The organism is Beijerinckia sp. L45 (assembly GCF_009765775.1).
Taxonomy (GTDB): Bacteria; Pseudomonadota; Alphaproteobacteria; order Rhizobiales; family Beijerinckiaceae; genus RH-AL1.
In genome coordinates this window covers 11898-30176 of record NZ_LMUU01000092.1, presented here as the reverse complement: position 1 = coordinate 30176, position 18279 = coordinate 11898, and the positions used below count along the sequence as shown (strand labels likewise).

Annotated in this window: 17 protein-coding genes; 11 read left to right on the top strand and 6 right to left on the bottom strand. The window is 63.8% G+C overall.

Annotation, left to right across the window (positions count from 1 at the left end; translation table 11 throughout):
• The 4 genes from GSQ79_RS09570 to GSQ79_RS09555 all read right to left on the bottom strand — a co-directional run.
• Positions 1-206, bottom strand: a 206-nt coding sequence (locus tag GSQ79_RS09570) for a CopG family ribbon-helix-helix protein (RefSeq protein ID WP_158808486.1), incomplete at its 3' end; no start/stop codon positions are given.
• A 105-nt stretch (positions 207-311) separates the two neighbouring features.
• A complete protein-coding gene (locus tag GSQ79_RS09565) occupies positions 312-1085 on the bottom strand; it encodes a ferredoxin--NADP reductase (protein ID WP_158808485.1) in 774 nt (257 codons plus the stop codon).
• Positions 1086-1179: 94 nt separating this feature from the next.
• Positions 1180-1350: a DUF3309 domain-containing protein gene (locus tag GSQ79_RS09560; RefSeq protein ID WP_158808484.1), complete on the bottom strand. Its 171-nt coding sequence runs from the start codon at positions 1348-1350 to the stop codon at positions 1180-1182.
• Positions 1351-1476: 126 nt separating this feature from the next.
• Complete coding sequence (locus GSQ79_RS09555; RefSeq protein WP_246725226.1) at positions 1477-2421, bottom strand: SGNH/GDSL hydrolase family protein; 945 nt, start codon at positions 2419-2421, stop codon at positions 1477-1479.
• Between the two features lie 212 nt (positions 2422-2633).
• Between GSQ79_RS09555 and GSQ79_RS09550 the strand changes: the two genes are divergently transcribed.
• The 4 genes from GSQ79_RS09550 to GSQ79_RS09535 all read left to right on the top strand — a co-directional run bounded on the left by GSQ79_RS09550 (position 2634) and on the right by GSQ79_RS09535 (position 6644).
• Entirely contained in the window at positions 2634-2789 is a 156-nt protein-coding gene (locus GSQ79_RS09550) for a hypothetical protein (RefSeq protein ID WP_158808483.1), read from the top strand.
• Positions 2790-2810: 21 nt separating this feature from the next.
• Entirely contained in the window at positions 2811-4304 is a 1494-nt protein-coding gene (locus tag GSQ79_RS09545; protein WP_158808482.1) for a methyl-accepting chemotaxis protein, read from the top strand.
• A 147-nt stretch (positions 4305-4451) separates the two neighbouring features.
• On the top strand, positions 4452-6284 hold the full coding sequence (locus GSQ79_RS09540; RefSeq protein WP_158808481.1) for a CHASE3 domain-containing protein: 1833 nt from the start codon (positions 4452-4454) through the stop codon (positions 6282-6284).
• A gap of 120 nt (positions 6285-6404) precedes the next feature.
• A complete protein-coding gene (locus GSQ79_RS09535) occupies positions 6405-6644 on the top strand; it encodes a hypothetical protein (protein ID WP_158808480.1) in 240 nt (79 codons plus the stop codon).
• A 51-nt stretch (positions 6645-6695) separates the two neighbouring features.
• Here the strand turns inward: GSQ79_RS09535 and GSQ79_RS09530 are convergent, their stop codons facing one another.
• A complete protein-coding gene (locus GSQ79_RS09530) occupies positions 6696-6875 on the bottom strand; it encodes a hypothetical protein (RefSeq protein WP_158808479.1) in 180 nt (59 codons plus the stop codon).
• Between the two features lie 503 nt (positions 6876-7378).
• Between GSQ79_RS09530 and GSQ79_RS09525 the strand changes: the two genes are divergently transcribed.
• Both GSQ79_RS09525 and GSQ79_RS09520 read left to right on the top strand, forming a co-directional pair.
• A complete protein-coding gene (locus GSQ79_RS09525) occupies positions 7379-9772 on the top strand; it encodes a DNA translocase FtsK (protein WP_246725225.1) in 2394 nt (797 codons plus the stop codon).
• Positions 9772-10146, top strand: a complete 375-nt coding sequence (locus GSQ79_RS09520) for a type II toxin-antitoxin system ParD family antitoxin (protein ID WP_246725224.1) — start codon at positions 9772-9774, stop codon at positions 10144-10146. The genes GSQ79_RS09525 and GSQ79_RS09520 overlap by 1 nt, the downstream gene beginning before the upstream one ends.
• 246 nt (positions 10147-10392) lie before the next feature.
• Here the strand turns inward: GSQ79_RS09520 and GSQ79_RS09515 are convergent, their stop codons facing one another.
• On the bottom strand, positions 10393-10884 hold the full coding sequence (locus tag GSQ79_RS09515) for a hypothetical protein (protein ID WP_158808478.1): 492 nt from the start codon (positions 10882-10884) through the stop codon (positions 10393-10395).
• A 317-nt stretch (positions 10885-11201) separates the two neighbouring features.
• Between GSQ79_RS09515 and GSQ79_RS09510 the strand changes: the two genes are divergently transcribed.
• From GSQ79_RS09510 to GSQ79_RS09490, 5 genes are all read left to right on the top strand, one after another.
• Entirely contained in the window at positions 11202-12833 is a 1632-nt protein-coding gene (locus GSQ79_RS09510) for a GMC family oxidoreductase (protein ID WP_158808477.1), read from the top strand.
• Between the two features lie 330 nt (positions 12834-13163).
• Entirely contained in the window at positions 13164-14369 is a 1206-nt protein-coding gene (locus GSQ79_RS09505; RefSeq protein ID WP_158808476.1) for an ABC transporter substrate-binding protein, read from the top strand.
• A 118-nt stretch (positions 14370-14487) separates the two neighbouring features.
• Positions 14488-15387, top strand: coding sequence for a branched-chain amino acid ABC transporter permease (locus tag GSQ79_RS09500; RefSeq protein WP_158808475.1), 900 nt, complete (start codon positions 14488-14490; stop codon positions 15385-15387).
• A gap of 4 nt (positions 15388-15391) precedes the next feature.
• Entirely contained in the window at positions 15392-17371 is a 1980-nt protein-coding gene (locus GSQ79_RS09495) for an ATP-binding cassette domain-containing protein (RefSeq protein WP_158808474.1), read from the top strand.
• 10 nt (positions 17372-17381) lie between these two features.
• Entirely contained in the window at positions 17382-18119 is a 738-nt protein-coding gene (locus tag GSQ79_RS09490) for an ABC transporter ATP-binding protein (RefSeq protein ID WP_158808473.1), read from the top strand.
• Positions 18120-18279: the final 160 nt, after the last annotated feature.

The window sequence follows — 18279 nt, the reverse complement described above, 5'->3', positions numbered from 1 at the left end:
GCAACCTCATCATCTGTCGCAAACGCACCACTGTCGGCCGCAGCTATGCCAGCCTCAATTTTGTCGAGCTGCCATGCGCTGAGTGCAACAAAATCTTCAGCGGCGCGGGTCACAAGCCAGTCGCGTGGACGCGTCGTCTTCGCGGCGAGCGCATCCAATGCGACCGCAGTCGATTCCGAAAGGCTGAAGGTAAAACGCTCTGTCATTCGCCAAATCAGTCGTTACAGATCGTAACCTATGTCGTCAGCGCAACCGCTTGCAAGCGTGCGCCGCGACCAGTGTCACGAAGCCGGCACCGCTGGCCGCGCCCCCTACTTGTCCACGAACGCCTTCTCGATGACGAAATCGCCGGGCTCGCCGTGGTTCCCCTCGATCCAGCCCTTGGCGTCGAGCAGGGCTCGCACGTCCGCCAGCATGGCCGGGCTGCCGCACAGCATGAAGCGGTCGTCGTCGCGGTTCATCGCGGGCAGGCCGACATCGGAGAACAGTTTTCCGGACGTCATCGCCTCGGTGATCCGGCCGTGGTTACGGAACTCTTCGCGCGTCACGGTGGGATAATAGATCAGCTGGTCGCGGATCATCTCGCCGACGAACTCGTCGTTCGGCAACACCTCCGAGATGATCTCGCTATAGGCCAGATCTTTCTTGAAGCGCACGCCGTGGACGATGATGACTTTTTCGAAACGCTCGTAGGTCTCGGGGTCCTTGATCAGACTGAGGAACGGCGCGAGGCCGGTGCCGGTGCCGAGCAGGTAGAGATGCTTGCCGGGGGCCAGGTTGTCGAGCACCAGGGTGCCGGTCGGCTTGCGGCTGACCATGATCGCGTCGCCTTCCTTCAGATGCTGAAGGCGCGACGTCAGGGGGCCATCCTGGACTTTGATGCTGAAGAACTCGAGCTCTTCCTCGTAATGGGCGCTGGCGACGCTGTAGGCGCGCAGTAACGGTTTCCCGTTTACCGGAATGCCGATCATCGTGAACTGGCCGCTGCGGAAGCGGAACGAGGGGTCACGGGTCGTCCGGAAGCTGAAAAGGCTTTCCGTCCAATGGTGGACGCTTAACACGCGTTCTTCGATAAAATTGCTCATGGACGGTTTTGGCTCTGCCCTCGTGTGGATCGGGGCACTCTAGCCGCGTCCATGCCGCACCGCACGCATAAATGGCATGCGGCGCGGCAAAAAATTAAATGTGCAACCCGCCGCCGTTGCCGAAGAGCAGGAACAGAATGATGATGATCAGGATGATGCCGATGATCCCGATGCCTCCGCCGCCGTAATAGCCGGACCGGTGACCATAGTAGCCGCCGCCGCCAAACAGCAGGATGAGCACGACGATAATGAGTAGAAGCGACATATGTTGGTCTCCGAGCTTGGCAGTACGGACCGATAAGTTCGCAAAACCGGCTAAAGTTGCATCCTTGGCTGCAACAAGCTGATTTCGGGGCGAAAACGAATCCGCCGGACACTGAGGTCCGCTACGTTACTTCGCCTGAAGAGCAACCGGAGTCGATGCGGGGACAGCGCCGGCCTTCAGCACTGCAGGCGCGATGTCGCGCGCCAGCTGTGCATAACCGCTGTCGGTCATGTGCAGGCCGTCGGGTGCGAGCATCTGGCTCTTCGTCATCCGGCCTTCGTCGATCCACTTGTGCATCAATTCGGAGCGGTTGATCACCGCGACTTTCAACTGCTGGCCGATGCGGCGGATGGCGCTGCGGAACTGGTCGGCATTCGCCGTCTTGTCGAGCAGGGGGCACCACTGCGGTTCCATCAGGATCACCTCGGCGCCGGCCTTCTGCATCGCCTTGACGCCGGCCAGGGTCTCGGTTTCGAAGCGCTCGATCGGCACGTTGCGCAGCGGGTCGTTGCTGCCGGTCTGCCAAATCACGACATCGGGCTTCGGCGCGATGACGTCGGCCTGAAGCCGCAGCATCATGTCATCGACGTCCTGCCCGCCAATGCCGCGATTGAGCACCTCGACGGCGCGGCCTTTGGGCATCGCGCGGGCGAGAAGCGTTTGCAGCTGCGCGGGATAGGCGCCGGCCGGACTGGAGGCCCCGACGCCCTGCGTGGAGGACGAGCCGAAGGCGATGATTCTCAGAATCGAGTGTGCCGGGATCGTCGGTTTGCCAGACAGGTGCGGAGCATCATCGCTCGGGGCCGTGAAGCCGAGAAGGCAAAAAGAAAAAGCGGTACAGGCCACGACGGCCGCGCGTCGGACGGTCAAAGGCGCAATCCGTGGCATTTCAATCGATAAGAGCATGACGTGGTCGGGGACCCAGAGTGGTATTGCGTGTTGTTGTACCGTTACCACATCCGGTGGCAAGCGATTGTTTAAAGCTTTGTTAAAGTATCGTTTCCATAGATCAATCTTCCTCCGCCAAAGGGCAGAGGGCAAGAAAGTTTTGATTTCAGATTTGCAAAGCAACTATGCCTCTGGCGAGAGGCCAGTCGACCGATCTATGCTCAAGCTTCCGATTTTGTGGCCGTCTGCACGCCGCCGTTGTATTAATGGGATTATGATATCATATGCTGTGGCGGTTTTGGCGAAGGTCTCCCGAGGAACCGCCGGCCGCTGCCGCTACGTTAGGCGAACCGATCGTCCGGATTCCGCGCGATTGCTCTGAGACTATCCGGCTGATGCAGGCCGAGGTGTTCGCAGGGGTCCGCAAAGCGGCCGACAGCAATCTCGATTCGCGCGTGACGCTGACCCGCGCCTTCGACGTCGTGTCGGAGCTGCGCACCCAGTCGGTGAATTTCGGCACGATGGCGCGGGCCGCGCGCGACAATGCTTAAAAACTTTCGTCGGCGATCCAGGTGGTCAGCGAGTCCAGTCACGGCATCGGGATTCAGGTCGGGGCTGCGACCCGGTCGATGGCGGCAACCCATACGCGGTCGACCAAGGCGCGCATCGGCGTCGAGACCTTGCGCGAGTCCGTTTTGGATATCGGTCGGGCTGTGGAGATGATCGCCGGCCTGGCCAGTCAGACCAACCTCCTCGCCCTGAACGCGACGATCGAAGCCGCGCGGGCCGGGCAGGCGGGGCGGGGGTTCGCCGTCGTCGCCAGCGAGGTCAAGGCGCTCTCGGTGGAGACGCGCAAGGTCACCGAAACCATCGCCGCGATGATCCAGCGTCTGCGGACCGGTGCCGCGACCTGCATGGTCGACGTCCAGGATATCGACATGTCCGTCGCCGATCTTCAGACGACGCTCGATACCATGGCCGCGGCCATCGCGCGCCAGATCGAGCAGACCGAGGGCATCGACGAACGATCGGCTGCGGTCACCAGCTTTGCCGAGGACGTCAGTCTTCATGCGCTCGGGCTCGATGAGATCTGTCAGCGCACGAGCGAACTGACGCAGACGGCGGAAGCCGTGGTTGGGGATGCCGCCAAGATCCTGGTGGAACTGGCCGACAGCGCCGCGCATCTGGTCCGCCAGACGGATTACGACGAGACCGGCCGCACCGATCGCTGGCCGATCGTCCTTGCCGGTCGGCTCACCATCGATGGAAAAATCACCCAGATCCGCATCCTGGATCTGTCGCGCGTCGCCATGCTGGTCGAGACCAAGGATGCGGAGGCGCTGGTCGGTCACGCCGGAAGTCTGGTCCTCGACGGGATCGGCACGGTGACAATCCGGCTTTTGGTGGCGACGCTCGGCGGAGTCGAGGCCTCCTATGTGCCGGCCGATCCGGAGACGGAGCGGCGCCTGCTGGCCAAGACGATCGAGCTTCACGCCTTCTACTGGCCTTTCGTCGAGGACGCACAAGCCTGCGCAAACGAAGTCGGGTTTCTCATGGACAGCGCCGTGGCGGACGGCTTGACCAGCGAAGCCGACCTCTTCGACACGGATTATCGACTCGTCGCCGGCACCAACCCGAGCCAGTACATGACCCGCAGCGTGACCTGCCTCGAGACGCTGCTTGCCGACGTCCTCGACCTTCGCCTCGGGCTGACGCCGTCGGCCGAATACTGCACGTTGACCGATCGCAACGGGTTCAACCCTGTGCACAACGCCAAGTATTCGGCGCGCCCGGATCCGACGGACGTGGCGTGGACCACGCGTCACAGTCGGAACCGCTGGATCTCCAAAGGACGCACGGCGATGGCGGCGGCGCGAAATCTCCGATCGTTTCTGGTGCAGACCTACGCACGCGATATGGGCGGCGGTTTGGCCGTGATGCTCAAGGAATTCGATGCCCCGATCTTCGCCTGCGGCCGGCATTGGGGCACGATCCGCGTCGGCTACAATCTAGACATGGCGGGCCATGCCGCTTTGGCAACAACAGGTTCCGCGTCCGTTATTTGACAAGAAGCGCTACGGCGCTGATCTACTGAGCGGCAACCAATCGCCCTCACGCCGGTTCGCGGGGGGGCTTGGTTCGAAGGCGCGGTGGAGACGGTGGCGGTGGCGAAGCGAGGCGGGTGGCTACGATGGCCTGGCGGTGTTGCCGCCATGGCGGCGGCGTTTCTGTTGTTGGCCGCCGTCATCCTGGCGACTGCGGGTCTCGTCGGCACCCAGGAGCGCGTGGCCCACGACGTTCTGCAGGCCGTCGACAATCGCAACGAGCTCGACGCCTTGTTTTCCGCGCTCCAGGATGCCGAAACGGGGCAGCGCGGGTACATCCTGACCAAAAGCGATCTCTATCTGAAGCCTTATGAGAATGTTGTCGGCGAAATCGGCGGGCTTCTTCGCGGGCTCGAACGCCGCTATGCCGGCGAACCCACGCAGCTCGGCACGCTTGCGGCCCTCCGCGCGGCGAGCGACGACAAGCTGCTGGAGCTCAGTCAGACCATCGCGCTGCGCAAAGCCGATCAGGGCGAGGCGGCCCTGACACTGGTGCGCTCGGACAGGGGCCGTCTGCTGATGGACCGCATTCGCGCCCTGGTCGCGACGCTCCGCAACGAGACCTATGCGGATATGGTGGCGCGCCAGTCGCAGGCGGCGTCGTCCGGCCGTAATGTCGAGGTCGCCATCGCTTTCGCAGTCGTCGTCACGCTTGGCCTCGGGGTTTTCGTCGTGGCGTCGGCATGGCGCCGGAATCGCCGCCTCACCGAAACGCTCGACGGCCTGAGCACGGCGCATGACGCGTTGCGCGCCGAGATTACGCATCGCGAGCGTGCGGAGCAGCAGCTTCGCCAGTCGCAGAAGATGGAGGCGCTCGGCCATCTCACCGGTGGTCTGGCCCATGATTTCAATAATATGTTGGCGATCGTCATCGGCAATCTGAACCTGGTCCGCCGTCGGCTCGACCGCGGCGACCAGCGGATTGATCAGAACATCGCCCATGCCCTGGAGGGCGCGGAACGCGCGACGACCCTGACGCATCGTCTGCTCGCTTTCGCCCGGCGCCAGCCGCTGTCTCCCGTCGCCGCCGATCTCAACCAGATCGTGCCGAACGTCTCGGAACTGCTGCGGCGGACGCTTGGCGAAACCATCCGCATCGAGACAGTCCTGGCCGGCGGCCTCTGGCTGTCGCATGTCGATGCGAACCAGTTGGAGAGCGCGCTCGTCAATCTGGCTGTCAACGCCCGCGACGCCATGCCGGATGGCGGCAAGCTCACCATCGAGACGGTGAACGCGCATCTCGACGACAGCTACGTCGCGGAAAATCCCGGCGCCGTCCCCGGACAATACGTCCTGCTTGCGGTCAGCGATGCCGGCAGCGGCATGGCGGCAGATGTCGTCGCGCAGGCGTTCGACCCGTTCTTCACGACGAAGAGCGCGGGCAAGGGTACCGGGCTCGGGTTGAGCCAGGTCTATGGTTTCGTCAAGCAGTCCGCGGGGCACATCAAGATCTACTCCGAGGTCGGCAAGGGCACGACGGTGAAGATCTATCTGCCGCGTCTCGTTGCGGCCAAGGCGACGCTCCCGAAATCGGCAACCCGGGACGATTCGGAAGTCCCGGTCGGCAGCCCGCGCGAGCTCATCCTGGTGGTCGAGGATGAAGACCGCGTCCGTCGGATGACCGTCGAGACGCTGCGAGATCTGCAGTACAGCGTCATCCACGCCAACGGCGCGGCCCACGCCCTGCAACTGCTCGAAAGCCATCCCGACATCACGCTGCTGTTCACCGACGTGGTCATGCCGGAGATCGGCGGCAAGCAGCTCGCCGACACCGCGATCAAGCAGCGTCCCGATCTCAAAGTGCTGTTCACCACGGGCTATACCCGCAACGCCGTGGTCCACAACGGGATCATCGACGCCGGCGTGCATCTCATCGGCAAGCCGTTCACCGTGGCGCAGCTGGCGTCCAAAGTGCGTCAGGTGATCACGGACGCGGCCTGACGCGAACGCCATAAACACGCAAAAAATGCGGTGGCGTCGTGAATAAACACGACCGCCTCGATGTCTTTTCCACTGTAGGGCGAACACGATTGTTCCGCCTCTGCGTGATGGAGAACGACAATGAACACTGTTTTTGTCAGCGCCGTGGCAGCGGCTTTGCTTGGGTCTGCCGGTGTCGTCGGGGCCACCCCGGCTGCCGTCCACACCCCGCACCACGGCCGTGCACCTATCCATAGTGCCTGGAGGGCCGATACCAGCGCGACGACCCGACCGCTCGCCTGCAACGGCTATGGCTACGCCTATGGAAGCGATCTGCTGTGCGAGACGGCCACCGGCGGCCCGGTCGGCGGAATCAATTGAGTCTTTGTCCACCCCTGGCGATCAACGCGCAGGCGTGGCGAACAGCTGCGCTCAGTGCCTCAGATGGTGCGCGAAATAGCCGATGCCGGCCGCCGCGAAGGAGAGCACCGCCAAGGCGCCGATGAAGAGGACGACGGTGAGGGGCGTGACCTTGGTGCTCTCCAGGCGCTTGGCCGTCTCCACCAGGCGCGAGGGGCGCGGCGCTGCCGCCACCGGTTTGTCGTTTTGCATCGCTGATGTCGCTCCCGCTAGGACCGGAGCGCTTTCCGCTTTGGTGGAATCACCAAAGCGATCGGAAATCGCTCTCTTCTCAGAAAGTTAGATCATTTTCTCGATCACGAAAGTCTGCAACGTTCGTGGAAAATGCTCCAGGACCGAACGCGGGATTGCGACCGGGGTCAAGGGCGCCGGGCGTGCCGGGCCGCATCCGAATGCGGCAATGTCGGTAAACGAGGGGAAACTTTTAACGCTCAAAGTTTACCTATGGGTCACTCCGAACCCGTCCCACCAGCCGTGATCGAAGCGTGTAAATGCGTCCAATCCATCGTCAAAGCATACCTGTCCCTCCGTCCGATTATGGGCTCAAGTCCGCCGGCCTATCTGGCGCCAGAGCCCTCACGCGCCTCATCCTTCTGCTTCTCGAAAACCTCGGCAGCCGCGACCGCAGCCGCGTGCGCTCGGCGCTGGACCGCCACGAGAGTGAGCATAGCCGCGGGGGGCGACCGGATCCCAGCATGCTGAGCGCGGAGATCCAGGGACTGTGGCAGAGCCTGCCGGAAGCCTATGCCGCGGCCGGTCTCGCGAGCCTCGCCGAGACGCCGCGCAGCGCCGCGACTCCGGAGCCGCTCGCTCGCCGTGACGCCGTGACCGGCTTTTCGGTTCGCGAGCAAGCCCCCGCAACGCCGCGGCCCGTGCCGCCCACGCCGGAGGCGAGTCCCGTCTTCAACACCCACACGACCCCGCCGGCGACCGACTACGGCCGCGGCTACACCGAGGTGACGCAACCGGTCTGGCGCGCGCCCTTCGTGGCGCTGCCGGGTGTGCGTTATGTCCGCACGCCGGACCGGCTGCTGCGCCGCGGTGCCGCGCCCGAGGCGCCGATCACGCCGCTCGACTTGGTCGAGGACGTGCCGCCGGTGGTCGACAGCGCGCCCGTCGAAGCCGTCGTCGCGCCGGAGCCGAGCGTTGCCCTAGCACCCGCAACGGCTGAAACCATCGCGACCCTGCCGGGGCCGCTGCATCGGCTGAAACTCGTGAGCGGCTACGACATCGACCTGCCGGCGCCGGCCAATGACGCGACGACGCATGTCGAGCCCGAAATCCTTGACGGCGCGGACGTCGAAACGCCCCCCGTTGCGATCGAGGAGCCTGTCGTCGTTGCCGAAATGGCCCCCGAGCCCGAGCCCGTTCTGACGCCGGAAATCGCCGCGCAAAAAACCGCGCAGGCCTTTGCCGTCGTCGTCCGGCCGAAGACCGAGCGCGTCGCGCCGCCGATCGTCGTCGACGTGCCGGTGCCGGTCGCGACGAAGATCGTGCGCCGCCGCGTCCCGGTGGAGTGGAGCTATCCGCCGGTCTCGCTGCTCGCCGAGCCGCGCAAGCCCGACGGCATCGCGATGTCGACGGACGCGCTGGAGCAGAACGCGCGTCTGCTCGAAAGCGTGCTGGAAGATTTCGGCATCCGCGGCGAGATCATCCACGTCCGCGCCGGCCCCGTCGTGACGCTCTACGAGCTCGAGCCGGCGCCGGGCATGAAATCCTCGCGCGTCATCGGCCTCGCCGACGACATCGCCCGCTCGATGTCGGCCCTCTCCGCCCGCGTCGCCGTGGTGCCCGGCCGCAACGCCATCGGCATCGAGCTGCCGAACGAGCGCCGCGAAACCGTGTACTTCCGCGAACTCGTCGACTCCGACTCGTTCCGCTCGACGCAGCACAAGCTGGCTTTGTGCCTCGGCAAGACGATCGGCGGCGAGAACGTCATCGCCGAGCTCGCCAAGATGCCGCATCTGCTCGTCGCCGGTACCACCGGCTCCGGCAAGTCGGTGGCGATCAACACGATGATCCTGTCGATCCTCTATCGTTTGCGCCCCGACGAATGCCGCCTCATCATGGTGGATCCCAAGATGCTGGAATTGTCCGTCTACGACGGCATTCCGCATCTTCTGACGCCCGTCGTCACCGATCCGAAGAAGGCGGTCGTCGCCCTGAAATGGGCGGTGCGCGAGATGGAAGACCGCTACAAGAAGATGTCGAAGGTCGGCGTCCGCAACATCGACGGCTTCAACGTCCGCGTCAGTCAGGCGAAAGAGGCCGGCGAGACGATCATGATCGGCGTCACCACCGGTTACGACAAGGAGACCGGCAAGCCGGTGCTCGGGGAAGAGGCGCTCGACCTGACGCCGCTGCCCTACATCGTCGTCATCGTCGACGAGATGGCCGACCTGATGATGGTCGCCGGCAAGGAGATCGAGGGTGCGATCCAGCGTCTCGCGCAGATGGCGCGGGCCGCCGGCATCCACCTGATCATGGCGACGCAGCGGCCCTCGGTCGACGTCATCACCGGCACGATCAAGGCGAACTTCCCGACCCGCATCTCCTTCCAGGTGACCTCGAAGATCGACAGCCGCACCATTTTGGGCGAGCAGGGTGCCGAGCAGTTGTTGGGGCAGGGCGACATGCTGCACATGCAGGGTGGCGGCCGCATCTACCGCGTCCACGGGCCGTTCGTGTCGGACGAGGAAGTCGAGCACGTCGTCGCGCATCTGAAAGCGCAGGGCCAGCCGGACTATCTCGACAGCGTCACCGCCGACGATGCCGAGATGGAGGCCGCCGAGCCGGATGCCGAAGCCGATGTCGCCGTGTTCGACAAAGGGGCGATCGCCAGCGAGGATGGCCAGGAGCTCTACGATCAGGCCGTGAAAATCGTGCTGCGCGACAAGAAGTGTTCGGTCTCCTACGTCCAGCGCCGCATGCAGATCGGCTACAACCGCGCGGCGTCGCTGATCGAACGGATGGAAAAGGAAGGCGTGCTCGGCCCGGCGAGCCACAGCGGCAAGCGCGAGATTCTGGCCCACAGCCGCGCCCGCGTGATCCACGGCGCCGAGCCGGACGACATCGAGGCGGAGGGGTAATGCACGATCCGCCCGGGCGTAAAGCTCGGGCGGATTGGCAGATGACGGCAAGCGTCTTATTGTCCATCGCGACAGGAGGCCTCGCGATGCCGATCCGGAAGATCACGCTGACCGCCGAGCAGGACGCCTCCGTGGACGGAGCCGTCAGCGCCGGCGTCTATGCCGATGCGGATGAGGCCATGCGCGACGCCGTGCGCGGTCTTCAGCAGCGGCACCAGGAAGATGATCTAAAACTTAAGGTGCTCCGCACGCAGGTCGACACTGGCATCGCCGCGTTGGACCGCGGCGATTTTGTCGAGGTCGATGACGCGGATCTCGATGATTATTTGGATGACTTAAATCTTGGTCGGTCAAGACTGAGCCGTGGCGTTTGAACAGCAAATGGCGCTGAACTCTCCGCAGCTGATGTGTTTTAGTGGCCAGGCAATGGTTTGGTATCTTGCTGCGCGTTGACCGAGGTACGTCGAGCTAAATGCCTCTCATCGAAGCGGCGCGACGCTTTAATGACGGACGCTATGCCGCTTACCAAAGACGCAATGGCAGCGAGCACGCTTATGCCGGTTATTAGGTCCATGCCACCTCGTCTCCAATGCTTTAATTAAAAGTCATGCGCCTACTTATCAAGCCTCCGAGGCGGCCAAAATCGCGCGTTCTATCGCAATGAATAGCGAGCTCATCAACGCAACGGCGAGGATAATGTATGAGAAACGATCCGCATCTTTCGCTATGTGCGCACCATAGAGTGCGTATAACATCGCTCCAGAGAGCAGGGATAGCACTGATAGAATTACTTGTACTTGGGTCAAGGGCGTTATGGGTTCTCTTGATGGACCCGACGCAACTTTCAAAAGAGACCACAGTGCTAAGCCTGAAATAACTACTGTTAATATGCAAACTTCCTGTGAAGCATCCTCTCCGAAGAGCTGACAGAACCCGGGCCCAATCGGTTTATCTACCGGGCACAAATATAGATGTATAGTTGGCTGTGAAAAAATCTGAAGTATCTTAAATGCCATCAGGGGAACAAGTCCAACAACAGCCTCTCCGAGCCACCTCAATAACGCAACTGCTCCGACCGCAAATTTGGATGGTGAGGACACAACTTCTGGCAAGGACGAATCCGTATTCATGCTCGAATCTCAATTTGATTCTCTGACGAATAGTGGCCGATCGGCAACTGCCTCAATTTCCTTTATGCATCAAGCATTATCAAGCAATATCATTATAATGCGTGATTACGAGTTTGCCGCTCCGCTAGCCGAATGAGGCGACAGTTCATGGCCGCCGCGCCCGCTTAAAACGCTCATCTACGCTACTCTCCGCTTTTCTGAATGCATCACGAGCCTCCGCCGAAAGACAGAGCCTCGCGCCATTGCCTCACCGCCCCGCGGCAGGCCTAGAAAGGCCCGCATCAAACGAACGGGACCCAATGGCAGCGCAGCAGGCGGAAGACGATTTCGGCACCTACGATTACATCGTCGTCGGCGCCGGATCGGCGGGCTGCGTGCTCGCCAACCGGTTGTCCGCCGATCCTACCAAGAGCGTGCTGGTGCTGGAGGGCGGCGGTCGCGACAACTGGATCTGGTTTCATATTCCGGCCGGCTACCTCTTCGCGATCGGCAATCTGCGCGCGGACTGGATGTTCGAGACCGCGCCGGAGCCCGGCCTCAACGGGCGCACGCTCGCCTATCCCCGCGGCAAAGTGATCGGCGGCTCGTCGGCGATCAACGCGATGATTTATATGCGCGGGCAGGCGGCGGATTATGATGGGTGGCGGCAGCTCGGCCTCGAGGGCTGGGGCTGGGACGACGTGCTGCCGCATTTCCTCAAGCACGAGGATCATATCGCGCCGCCTAACGCCTTTCACCGCGCCGGCGGCGAGTGGCGGGTGGAGCCGCCACGGATCCGCTGGGCGATCCTGGACGCGATCCGTGATGCCGCCGAGGCGGCCGGTATCCGCAAAATCCCGGATTTCAACACCGGCGACAACGAAGGCTCGTCCTATTTCCAAGTGAACCAGCGCCGCGGCCGGCGCTGGAGCGCAGCGCGCGGTTTTCTCAAGCCGGTGCTCGGCCGGCCGAATCTGCGGCTCGAAACCCACGCCCACGTCGCCCGCGTGGTCATCGAGGATGGCCGCGCCACCGGCGTGGAATTCGAGCAGAACGGCATCCGGCATGTCGCGCATGTGCGCGGCGAAGTGGTATTGTCGGCGGGCGCCGTCGTGTCGCCAAAGCTGCTGGAGCTGTCGGGCATCGGCGATGCGGCACGGCTGCAGCGGCTGGGTATTCCCGTCGCCCTTCATGCGCCGGGCGTTGGCGAAAACCTGCAAGATCACCTGCAGATCCGTCCAGTCTATAAAGTCACTGGCGTGCCGACGCTCAACACGGCCTACGCCAACCTGTTCAAGCGCGCCTGGATGGGCGTGGATTATGCGCTGTTCCGCAACGGGCCGCTGACCATGGCGCCGAGCCAGGTCGGCGTCTTTGCCAAGTCGGCGCCGCATTACGCCACCGCCAACCTCGAATATCATTTTCAGCCGCTGTCGCTGACGAAGTGGGGCGAGGGCCTGCACAAGTTCGGCGCCTTCACCGCCAGCGTGTGCAACCTGCGGCCGTCGAGCCGTGGGAGCGTCCACGCGGCGAGCGCCGATCCCGCGGCCGCGCCCGACATCCGGCCGAACTACCTCTCAACCGATGAGGACCGCCAGGTTGCGGTGGATTCCCTGAAACTGACGCGCCGCATCGTGGCCCAGGCGCCGCTCGCCCGCTTCAAGCCGGAGGAACACCTGCCGGGTCGTTCCGCGCGCACCGACGAAGAGCTTCTCGACGCGGCAAGCGATCTCGGCACCACGATCTTCCATCCCGTCGGCACCGTGCGGATGGGGCCCGATCACGAGACGGGTGCCGTGCTGGATGCACGGCTGCGGGTGCGCGGTATCCGCGGCCTGCGTGTCATCGACGCCTCGGTCATGCCGCGGATCACCTCGGGCAACACCAATTCCCCGACGATCATGATCGCCGAGAAGGGCGCGGCGATGATGATCGCGGATGCGAAACGCTAGAATACTTTCCGCTTCGGTGGACTCGCCGAACCGATCAGAAATCGCTCTCTTCTCGGAAAGGCGGAGCATTTCTCGATCACGAAAGTCTGCCACTTTTTGTGGAGAATGCTCTTGATGCGGCGCGATAGACCGTCGACCCGGCCCTTTTGCTTGCACCTTGAAGTCAGGCCATTTTTTAGGCGTTCTTACTTTGATGCACCGCAGCAACATCGGTCGATCGTCTAGTTCGCCGCAAGACGATCAATCGGCAATTGACGAACCCAAAAAATCCATACCTGAGTGGCGCAAGTTTAAAGGTGGATCAAAACCGCCAAGACTTGGGAGCGAACGATGAAGAGCTGGGCATCTGCCGCCGCATTGGCGGCCGTTTTTGTATGGGCCAACCAGGCTTGCGCCGCCGAGTCGATCAAGATCGGCCTGACCGGGCCGTTTACCGGCGGCTCCTCCTCGATGGGCGTCAGCATGCGCGATGGCGCGAAGCTCGCGGCTGCCGAAATCAACAAGGCCGGCGGCGTTCTCGGCCGCCAGCTCGAACTCGTCGAACGCGACGACGAAGCGAAGAACGAAGTCGGCGTCCAGGTCACGCAAGAGCTGATCAACAAGGAGGGCGTCGTCGCCAACCTCGGCTACGCCAACACCGGCGTCGCGCTCGCCTCCACCCGCTTCTATCAGGAGGCGGAAATTCCCGTCATCGACAACGTCGCGACCGGCAGCATCGTGACCAGGCAGTTTCTGCCGCCGGAGCACAAAGCCAACTACGTCTTCCGCAACGCCGCCAACGACAAGATCCAGAGCGGCATGATCGCCGAGGAGGCGATCAAGCGGCAGGGTTTTAAGAAGCCCGCCATCCTTGCCGACGCGACGAACTATGGGCAGCTCGGCCAGAAAGATCTGACGGCGGCGCTTGGCACGATGGGCGTCAAGCCCGTCACCATCGAGAAATTCAACATCGGCGATACCGACATGACGGCGCAGGTGCTGCGCGCGAAAGAGGCCGGGGCCGACGTCATCCTCACCTATGCGATCGGGCCGGAGCTGGCGCAGATCGCCAATGCGATGGGCCGCCAGGGCTGGAAGGTGCCGCTGATCGGCTCGTGGACGCTGTCGATGGCGAGCTTCATCGACGGGTCCGGCGCCAATGGTGAAGGCGCGATGATGCCGCAGACCTTCATCCAGGCGGGGACCACGCCGCGGCGCAAGGCCTTCATCGAGTCCTTCCAGAAGACCTACAATATCGACCGCATGGCTTCGCCCGTGTCGGCGGCGCAAGGCTACGACTCGGTGTATCTGATGGCCGCCGCCATCGCCCAGGCGAAGTCGACCGACGGCCGCAAGGTCCGCGCGGCGCTCGAAAACCTCGAGGCCAAGGTCGAGGGCGTCGTCACGACCTACGACAAGCCGTTCTCCGCCACGGACCACGAGGCGATCTCGGCGAACATCCCGGTCTTCGGCGTGGTCAAGGGCGGGCGCGTGGTTCTCGCACATCCGGAAGACCTTGAGGGCGACAAGGCGATCCGCACCAAGACCGGAAGCTAGCCGACGTTTCAGCCGCGAGCGACGTCAAGACACGAAAGCGACGGCACGGCCTTCGCTTTCGTTTTCACGAATTGCGCTAGCCTCCCTTTTGTCTTTTACGGTTTTCACGCGGACCCCCATGAACATCCTGGCCCAACTGATCGTCAGCGGCATCGTCGTCGGCATGATCTACGGCGTCATCGCCTTCGGCTATCAGCTGACGTTTTCGACGTCCAAGACCCTGAACTTCGGACAGGGCGAGGCCCTGACGCTCGGCGCCCTGGTCGGGCTTTCGCTGGTCTGGTTCCTCACCGCGCGCGGGCTCGGCATCGGCCTCGCCTACATCGTCATGCTGCCGTTGGTCCTGATGTTCGGCCTGGCGCAGGGCGCCGTCGTCGAACGCCTCGGGGTGCGCCAGGCGATCAAGAACAAGTCCGAGGCCGGCTGGATCATGGCGACGATCGCGCTCGGCATCATCTTCCGCAACATCGCAGAGAATTTGTGGGGCCGCGACGCTCTGAAGTTTCCGTCGCCCCTGCCGGAAATCGCCATCGTGGTAGGACCCGTCCGCATCCAGCCGATGGAAGTGGTGATCGTTCTCGGCGCTCTGGCGATGATGCTCGCGGTGGAAGCGTTCAACCGCAAAAGCATTTTCGGCAAGGCGGTCGTCGCCACCGCCAGCGACCGCGACGCGGCCGGTCTGATGGGCATCAACACCGGCCTCGTCATCACCTTTTCCTACGCTTTGTCGTCGATGGCGGCGGCGTTCGCCGGCGTGCTCATCGCGCCGATCACGCTGGCCGGCGCCACCATGGGCGGCGTGCTCGGGCTCAAGGCCTTCGCGGTGGCGATCATCGGCGGCCTGTCGAGCGGCCTCGGCGTGGTCGTCGGCGGTCTGATTCTGGGCATCACCGAGACCTTTACCGGCTACTACATCTCGACCGGCTACAAGGACGTGCCCGGCCTCGTCCTCCTGCTTCTCGTCCTCGCCCTCAAGCCCACCGGGCTGTTCGGCAAGGCCGTGATCAAGAAGGTCTAGGCGGATGCTCGTCAAAACCGCCATTCGCACGCTGATCGTCGCGGCGCTCGTCATTGCGCCCTTCGCCGTCACCAGCCCCTATTACCTGCATCTCCTCGTCACCATCGCGATCTTCGCCATCGTCGCGCTCGGGCTCGACATCGTGTTCGGCTATACCGGCGAGGTGTCGATCGGTCATGCCGCGCTGTTCGGCATCGGCGCCTACACGGCCGGCTGTCTCGTCATGCACTTCGACCTCGGCTTCTGGCCGTCGATCGTGCTCGGGCCCATCGTCGCCGCGGCGTTCGGCGGGCTGCTCGCGCTGCCGGCGCTACGCGTCACCGGCCCCTATCTCGCGATGGTGACGCTGGCCTTCGGCACCATCGTCCAGATCCTGATCAACGAGACGGTCGACCTGACCAACGGCCCGCTCGGCATAAAACTCAACACGCCGTTCTTTCTCGATCTGCGCGACTACGGCGACACCTGGTCGATCCTCGACATGTCGTTGAAGCGCATGCGCGATGTCGAATACTTTTATGTCACCGGCATCGCGCTGCTGCTCGCGGTTCTCGTCATCAACCGCATCACCGCCTCGCGGTTCGGCCGTGCCTTCGAGGCGTTGCGCGATGCGCCGATCGCCTGCGACTGCATGGCGGTCTCGGTCTACCGCCACAAGGTGATGGCTTTCATCATCAGCGCCGCTTTCGCCGGGTTCGGCGGCGTGCTGTTCGCCTTCTCGGAGCAGTATATCGCGCCCAACACCTTCAGCTTCGACTTGTCGGTGCAGTTCCTGTTGGCGGTAACCATGGGCGGCCGCAAGTCGCGCCTCGGGCCGATCTTGGGCGCCACGATCGTCGTCTTCCTGCCGAACATTCTGGCCGACATCGCGCTGTTCCGCATCGTCGTCGGCGTCATCGCCGCCATCGCGCTATGCGTCGGGCTCTACGCCGTCCTGCGCCGTCGCGATCTGTTGCCAAAACTGGCGCCGCCGGTCGCGCTGTGCATTCTATTCTTCGTCCTGGCGCTGACGATGCGCAGCATCACCGACTTCCGCCTGTCGATCTTCGGCCTGATGATCCTCTTCGTCGTCTACTTCCTGCCGGACGGGATCGTCGGCGCGGCCAAGATTCTGTTGCGGCAGATCACGCCGGCGTTCCGGAAGCGCCACGCCAGTACCCAGGCCGAAGGCGAGGCGTCGCATGCGATCACGGTCACGACGGATGCGGTGAGCGCCGACGCGCTGCTCGAAGTCCGCACCGCGGTCATGCAGTTCGGCGGTTTGCGCGCGCTCGACAAGGTGGATCTGGCGGTGACGGCCGGCACGATCCACGGGCTCATCGGCCCCAACGGATCCGGCAAGAGCACGATGATGAACCTGCTGTCGGGCATCTACACGCCGACCTCCGGCGAGATCCTGTTCGAGGGACGCTCGATCGCCGGCCTCGGCTCGTCGCAGATCGCCGGCCGCGGCATCGCCCGCACCTTTCAAAATGTCCAGCTCTTCGGCGAGCTGACGCTTTTGGAAAACGTGCTCGTCGGCCTGCACCACTCCTACAAGTCGACGCTGCTCGACGTGGTGCTGCGGCTGCCCCGCGCGATCCGCGAGGAACGCGCCGCCCGCCAGCGCGCCGCCGATATTTTGAGCTTCGTCGGCCTGCGCGATCGTGCCGACGAGGAGGCGCGCAACCTGCCGTACGGCAAGCAGCGCCTGCTGGAGATCGGCCGGGCGCTGGCGCTCGATCCCAAGCTGCTGCTGCTCGACGAACCGGCCGCCGGTCTCACCGCGCCGGACATTGCTGACCTCATCGCCATCATCAAGGCGATCCGCGCGCGCGGCATCAGCGTGATCCTCATCGAGCATCACATGGATGTCGTGATGGGGCTGTGCGACGTGATCACGGTGCTCGATTTCGGCCAAAAAATCGCGGAAGGGCAGGCCGCCGCGGTGCAGGCCAACCCCCGAGTCGTCGAGGCCTATCTCGGCGGCGCCGTCGCGGCCTGAGGGAACAACGATGCTCAAGGTCACCAATCTCGTCGCGGGCTACGGCAAGGTGCAGGTGCTGCACGGCATCTCGCTCGAGGTCGAAAAAGGCACGCTGGTCACGCTGATCGGCTCGAACGGCGCCGGCAAGACCACCACGCTGCGCACCCTGTCCGGGATGATCAAGCCCAGCGCGGGCTCGATCCTGCTCGGCGACCGCGAGATCGCCGGGCTCGACGCCTTCAAGATCGCCCGCCGCGGCCTTGCCCATTCGCCCGAAGGCCGCCGCGTGTTCCCGACGCAGACGGTGGCCGACAACCTGCTGCTCGGCGCTTTTCCGCGCCTCACCGGCGCGCGGCCGAAGAACGACGTGATGGCCGACCGCGACCGCATGTTCGCGCTGTTCCCCCGCCTCGCGGAGCGTCGGGGACAGCTCGCCGGCACCCTGTCGGGCGGCGAGCAGCAGATGCTGGCCATGGGCCGGGCCTTGATGCTGGAACCCGAAGTGCTGCTGCTCGACGAGCCGTCGATGGGTCTGGCGCCGAAACTCGTGGCGGAAGTGTTTTCGATCATCGCCCGGCTGAAGGCGGAGAAGATCACGATGCTGCTGGTCGAGCAGTTCGCCGCTGCCGCGCTCGAGGTGGCGGATTTTGCCTATGTCCTGGAAAACGGCCGCATCGCCGCCTCGGGGCCTGCGGCGACCTTGAAGAACGATCCGGCGGTGCGCGCGGCCTATCTCGGGGCGGCGCACGCCTCGGCCCACGTTTAAGCGTTGTCCCTGCGCCCGGAATTGCGCTAAGCCGCGTTAAATTCCCATCCTCCCTGCGACAGGACATGCCCTCATGACGACATCCGCCACCTCGGTCGCGAGCATCGGCCACTACATCGACGGCACGCTTGTCGCCGGTGCGAGCGGGCATGCCGCGCCG

What these genes read in the sequence shown, in the direction of transcription:
- GSQ79_RS09525 (WP_246725225.1), top strand. Translation starts at nt 7,379, where the DNA reads ATGCTGAGCGCGGAGATCCAGGGACTGTGGCAGAGCCTGCCGGAAGCC.
- GSQ79_RS09565 (WP_158808485.1), bottom strand. Translation starts at nt 1,085, where the DNA reads ATGAGCAATTTTATCGAAGAACGCGTGTTAAGCGTCCACCATTGGACG.
- GSQ79_RS09510 (WP_158808477.1), top strand. Translation starts at nt 11,202, where the DNA reads ATGGCAGCGCAGCAGGCGGAAGACGATTTCGGCACCTACGATTACATC.
- GSQ79_RS09535 (WP_158808480.1), top strand. Translation starts at nt 6,405, where the DNA reads ATGAACACTGTTTTTGTCAGCGCCGTGGCAGCGGCTTTGCTTGGGTCT.
- GSQ79_RS09490 (WP_158808473.1), top strand. Translation starts at nt 17,382, where the DNA reads ATGCTCAAGGTCACCAATCTCGTCGCGGGCTACGGCAAGGTGCAGGTG.
- GSQ79_RS09520 (WP_246725224.1), top strand. Translation starts at nt 9,772, where the DNA reads ATGCACGATCCGCCCGGGCGTAAAGCTCGGGCGGATTGGCAGATGACG.
- GSQ79_RS09495 (WP_158808474.1), top strand. Translation starts at nt 15,392, where the DNA reads ATGCTCGTCAAAACCGCCATTCGCACGCTGATCGTCGCGGCGCTCGTC.
- GSQ79_RS09550 (WP_158808483.1), top strand. Translation starts at nt 2,634, where the DNA reads ATGCAGGCCGAGGTGTTCGCAGGGGTCCGCAAAGCGGCCGACAGCAAT.
- GSQ79_RS09560 (WP_158808484.1), bottom strand. Translation starts at nt 1,350, where the DNA reads ATGTCGCTTCTACTCATTATCGTCGTGCTCATCCTGCTGTTTGGCGGC.
- GSQ79_RS09530 (WP_158808479.1), bottom strand. Translation starts at nt 6,875, where the DNA reads ATGCAAAACGACAAACCGGTGGCGGCAGCGCCGCGCCCCTCGCGCCTG.
- GSQ79_RS09505 (WP_158808476.1), top strand. Translation starts at nt 13,164, where the DNA reads ATGAAGAGCTGGGCATCTGCCGCCGCATTGGCGGCCGTTTTTGTATGG.
- GSQ79_RS09540 (WP_158808481.1), top strand. Translation starts at nt 4,452, where the DNA reads ATGGCGGCGGCGTTTCTGTTGTTGGCCGCCGTCATCCTGGCGACTGCG.
- GSQ79_RS09500 (WP_158808475.1), top strand. Translation starts at nt 14,488, where the DNA reads ATGAACATCCTGGCCCAACTGATCGTCAGCGGCATCGTCGTCGGCATG.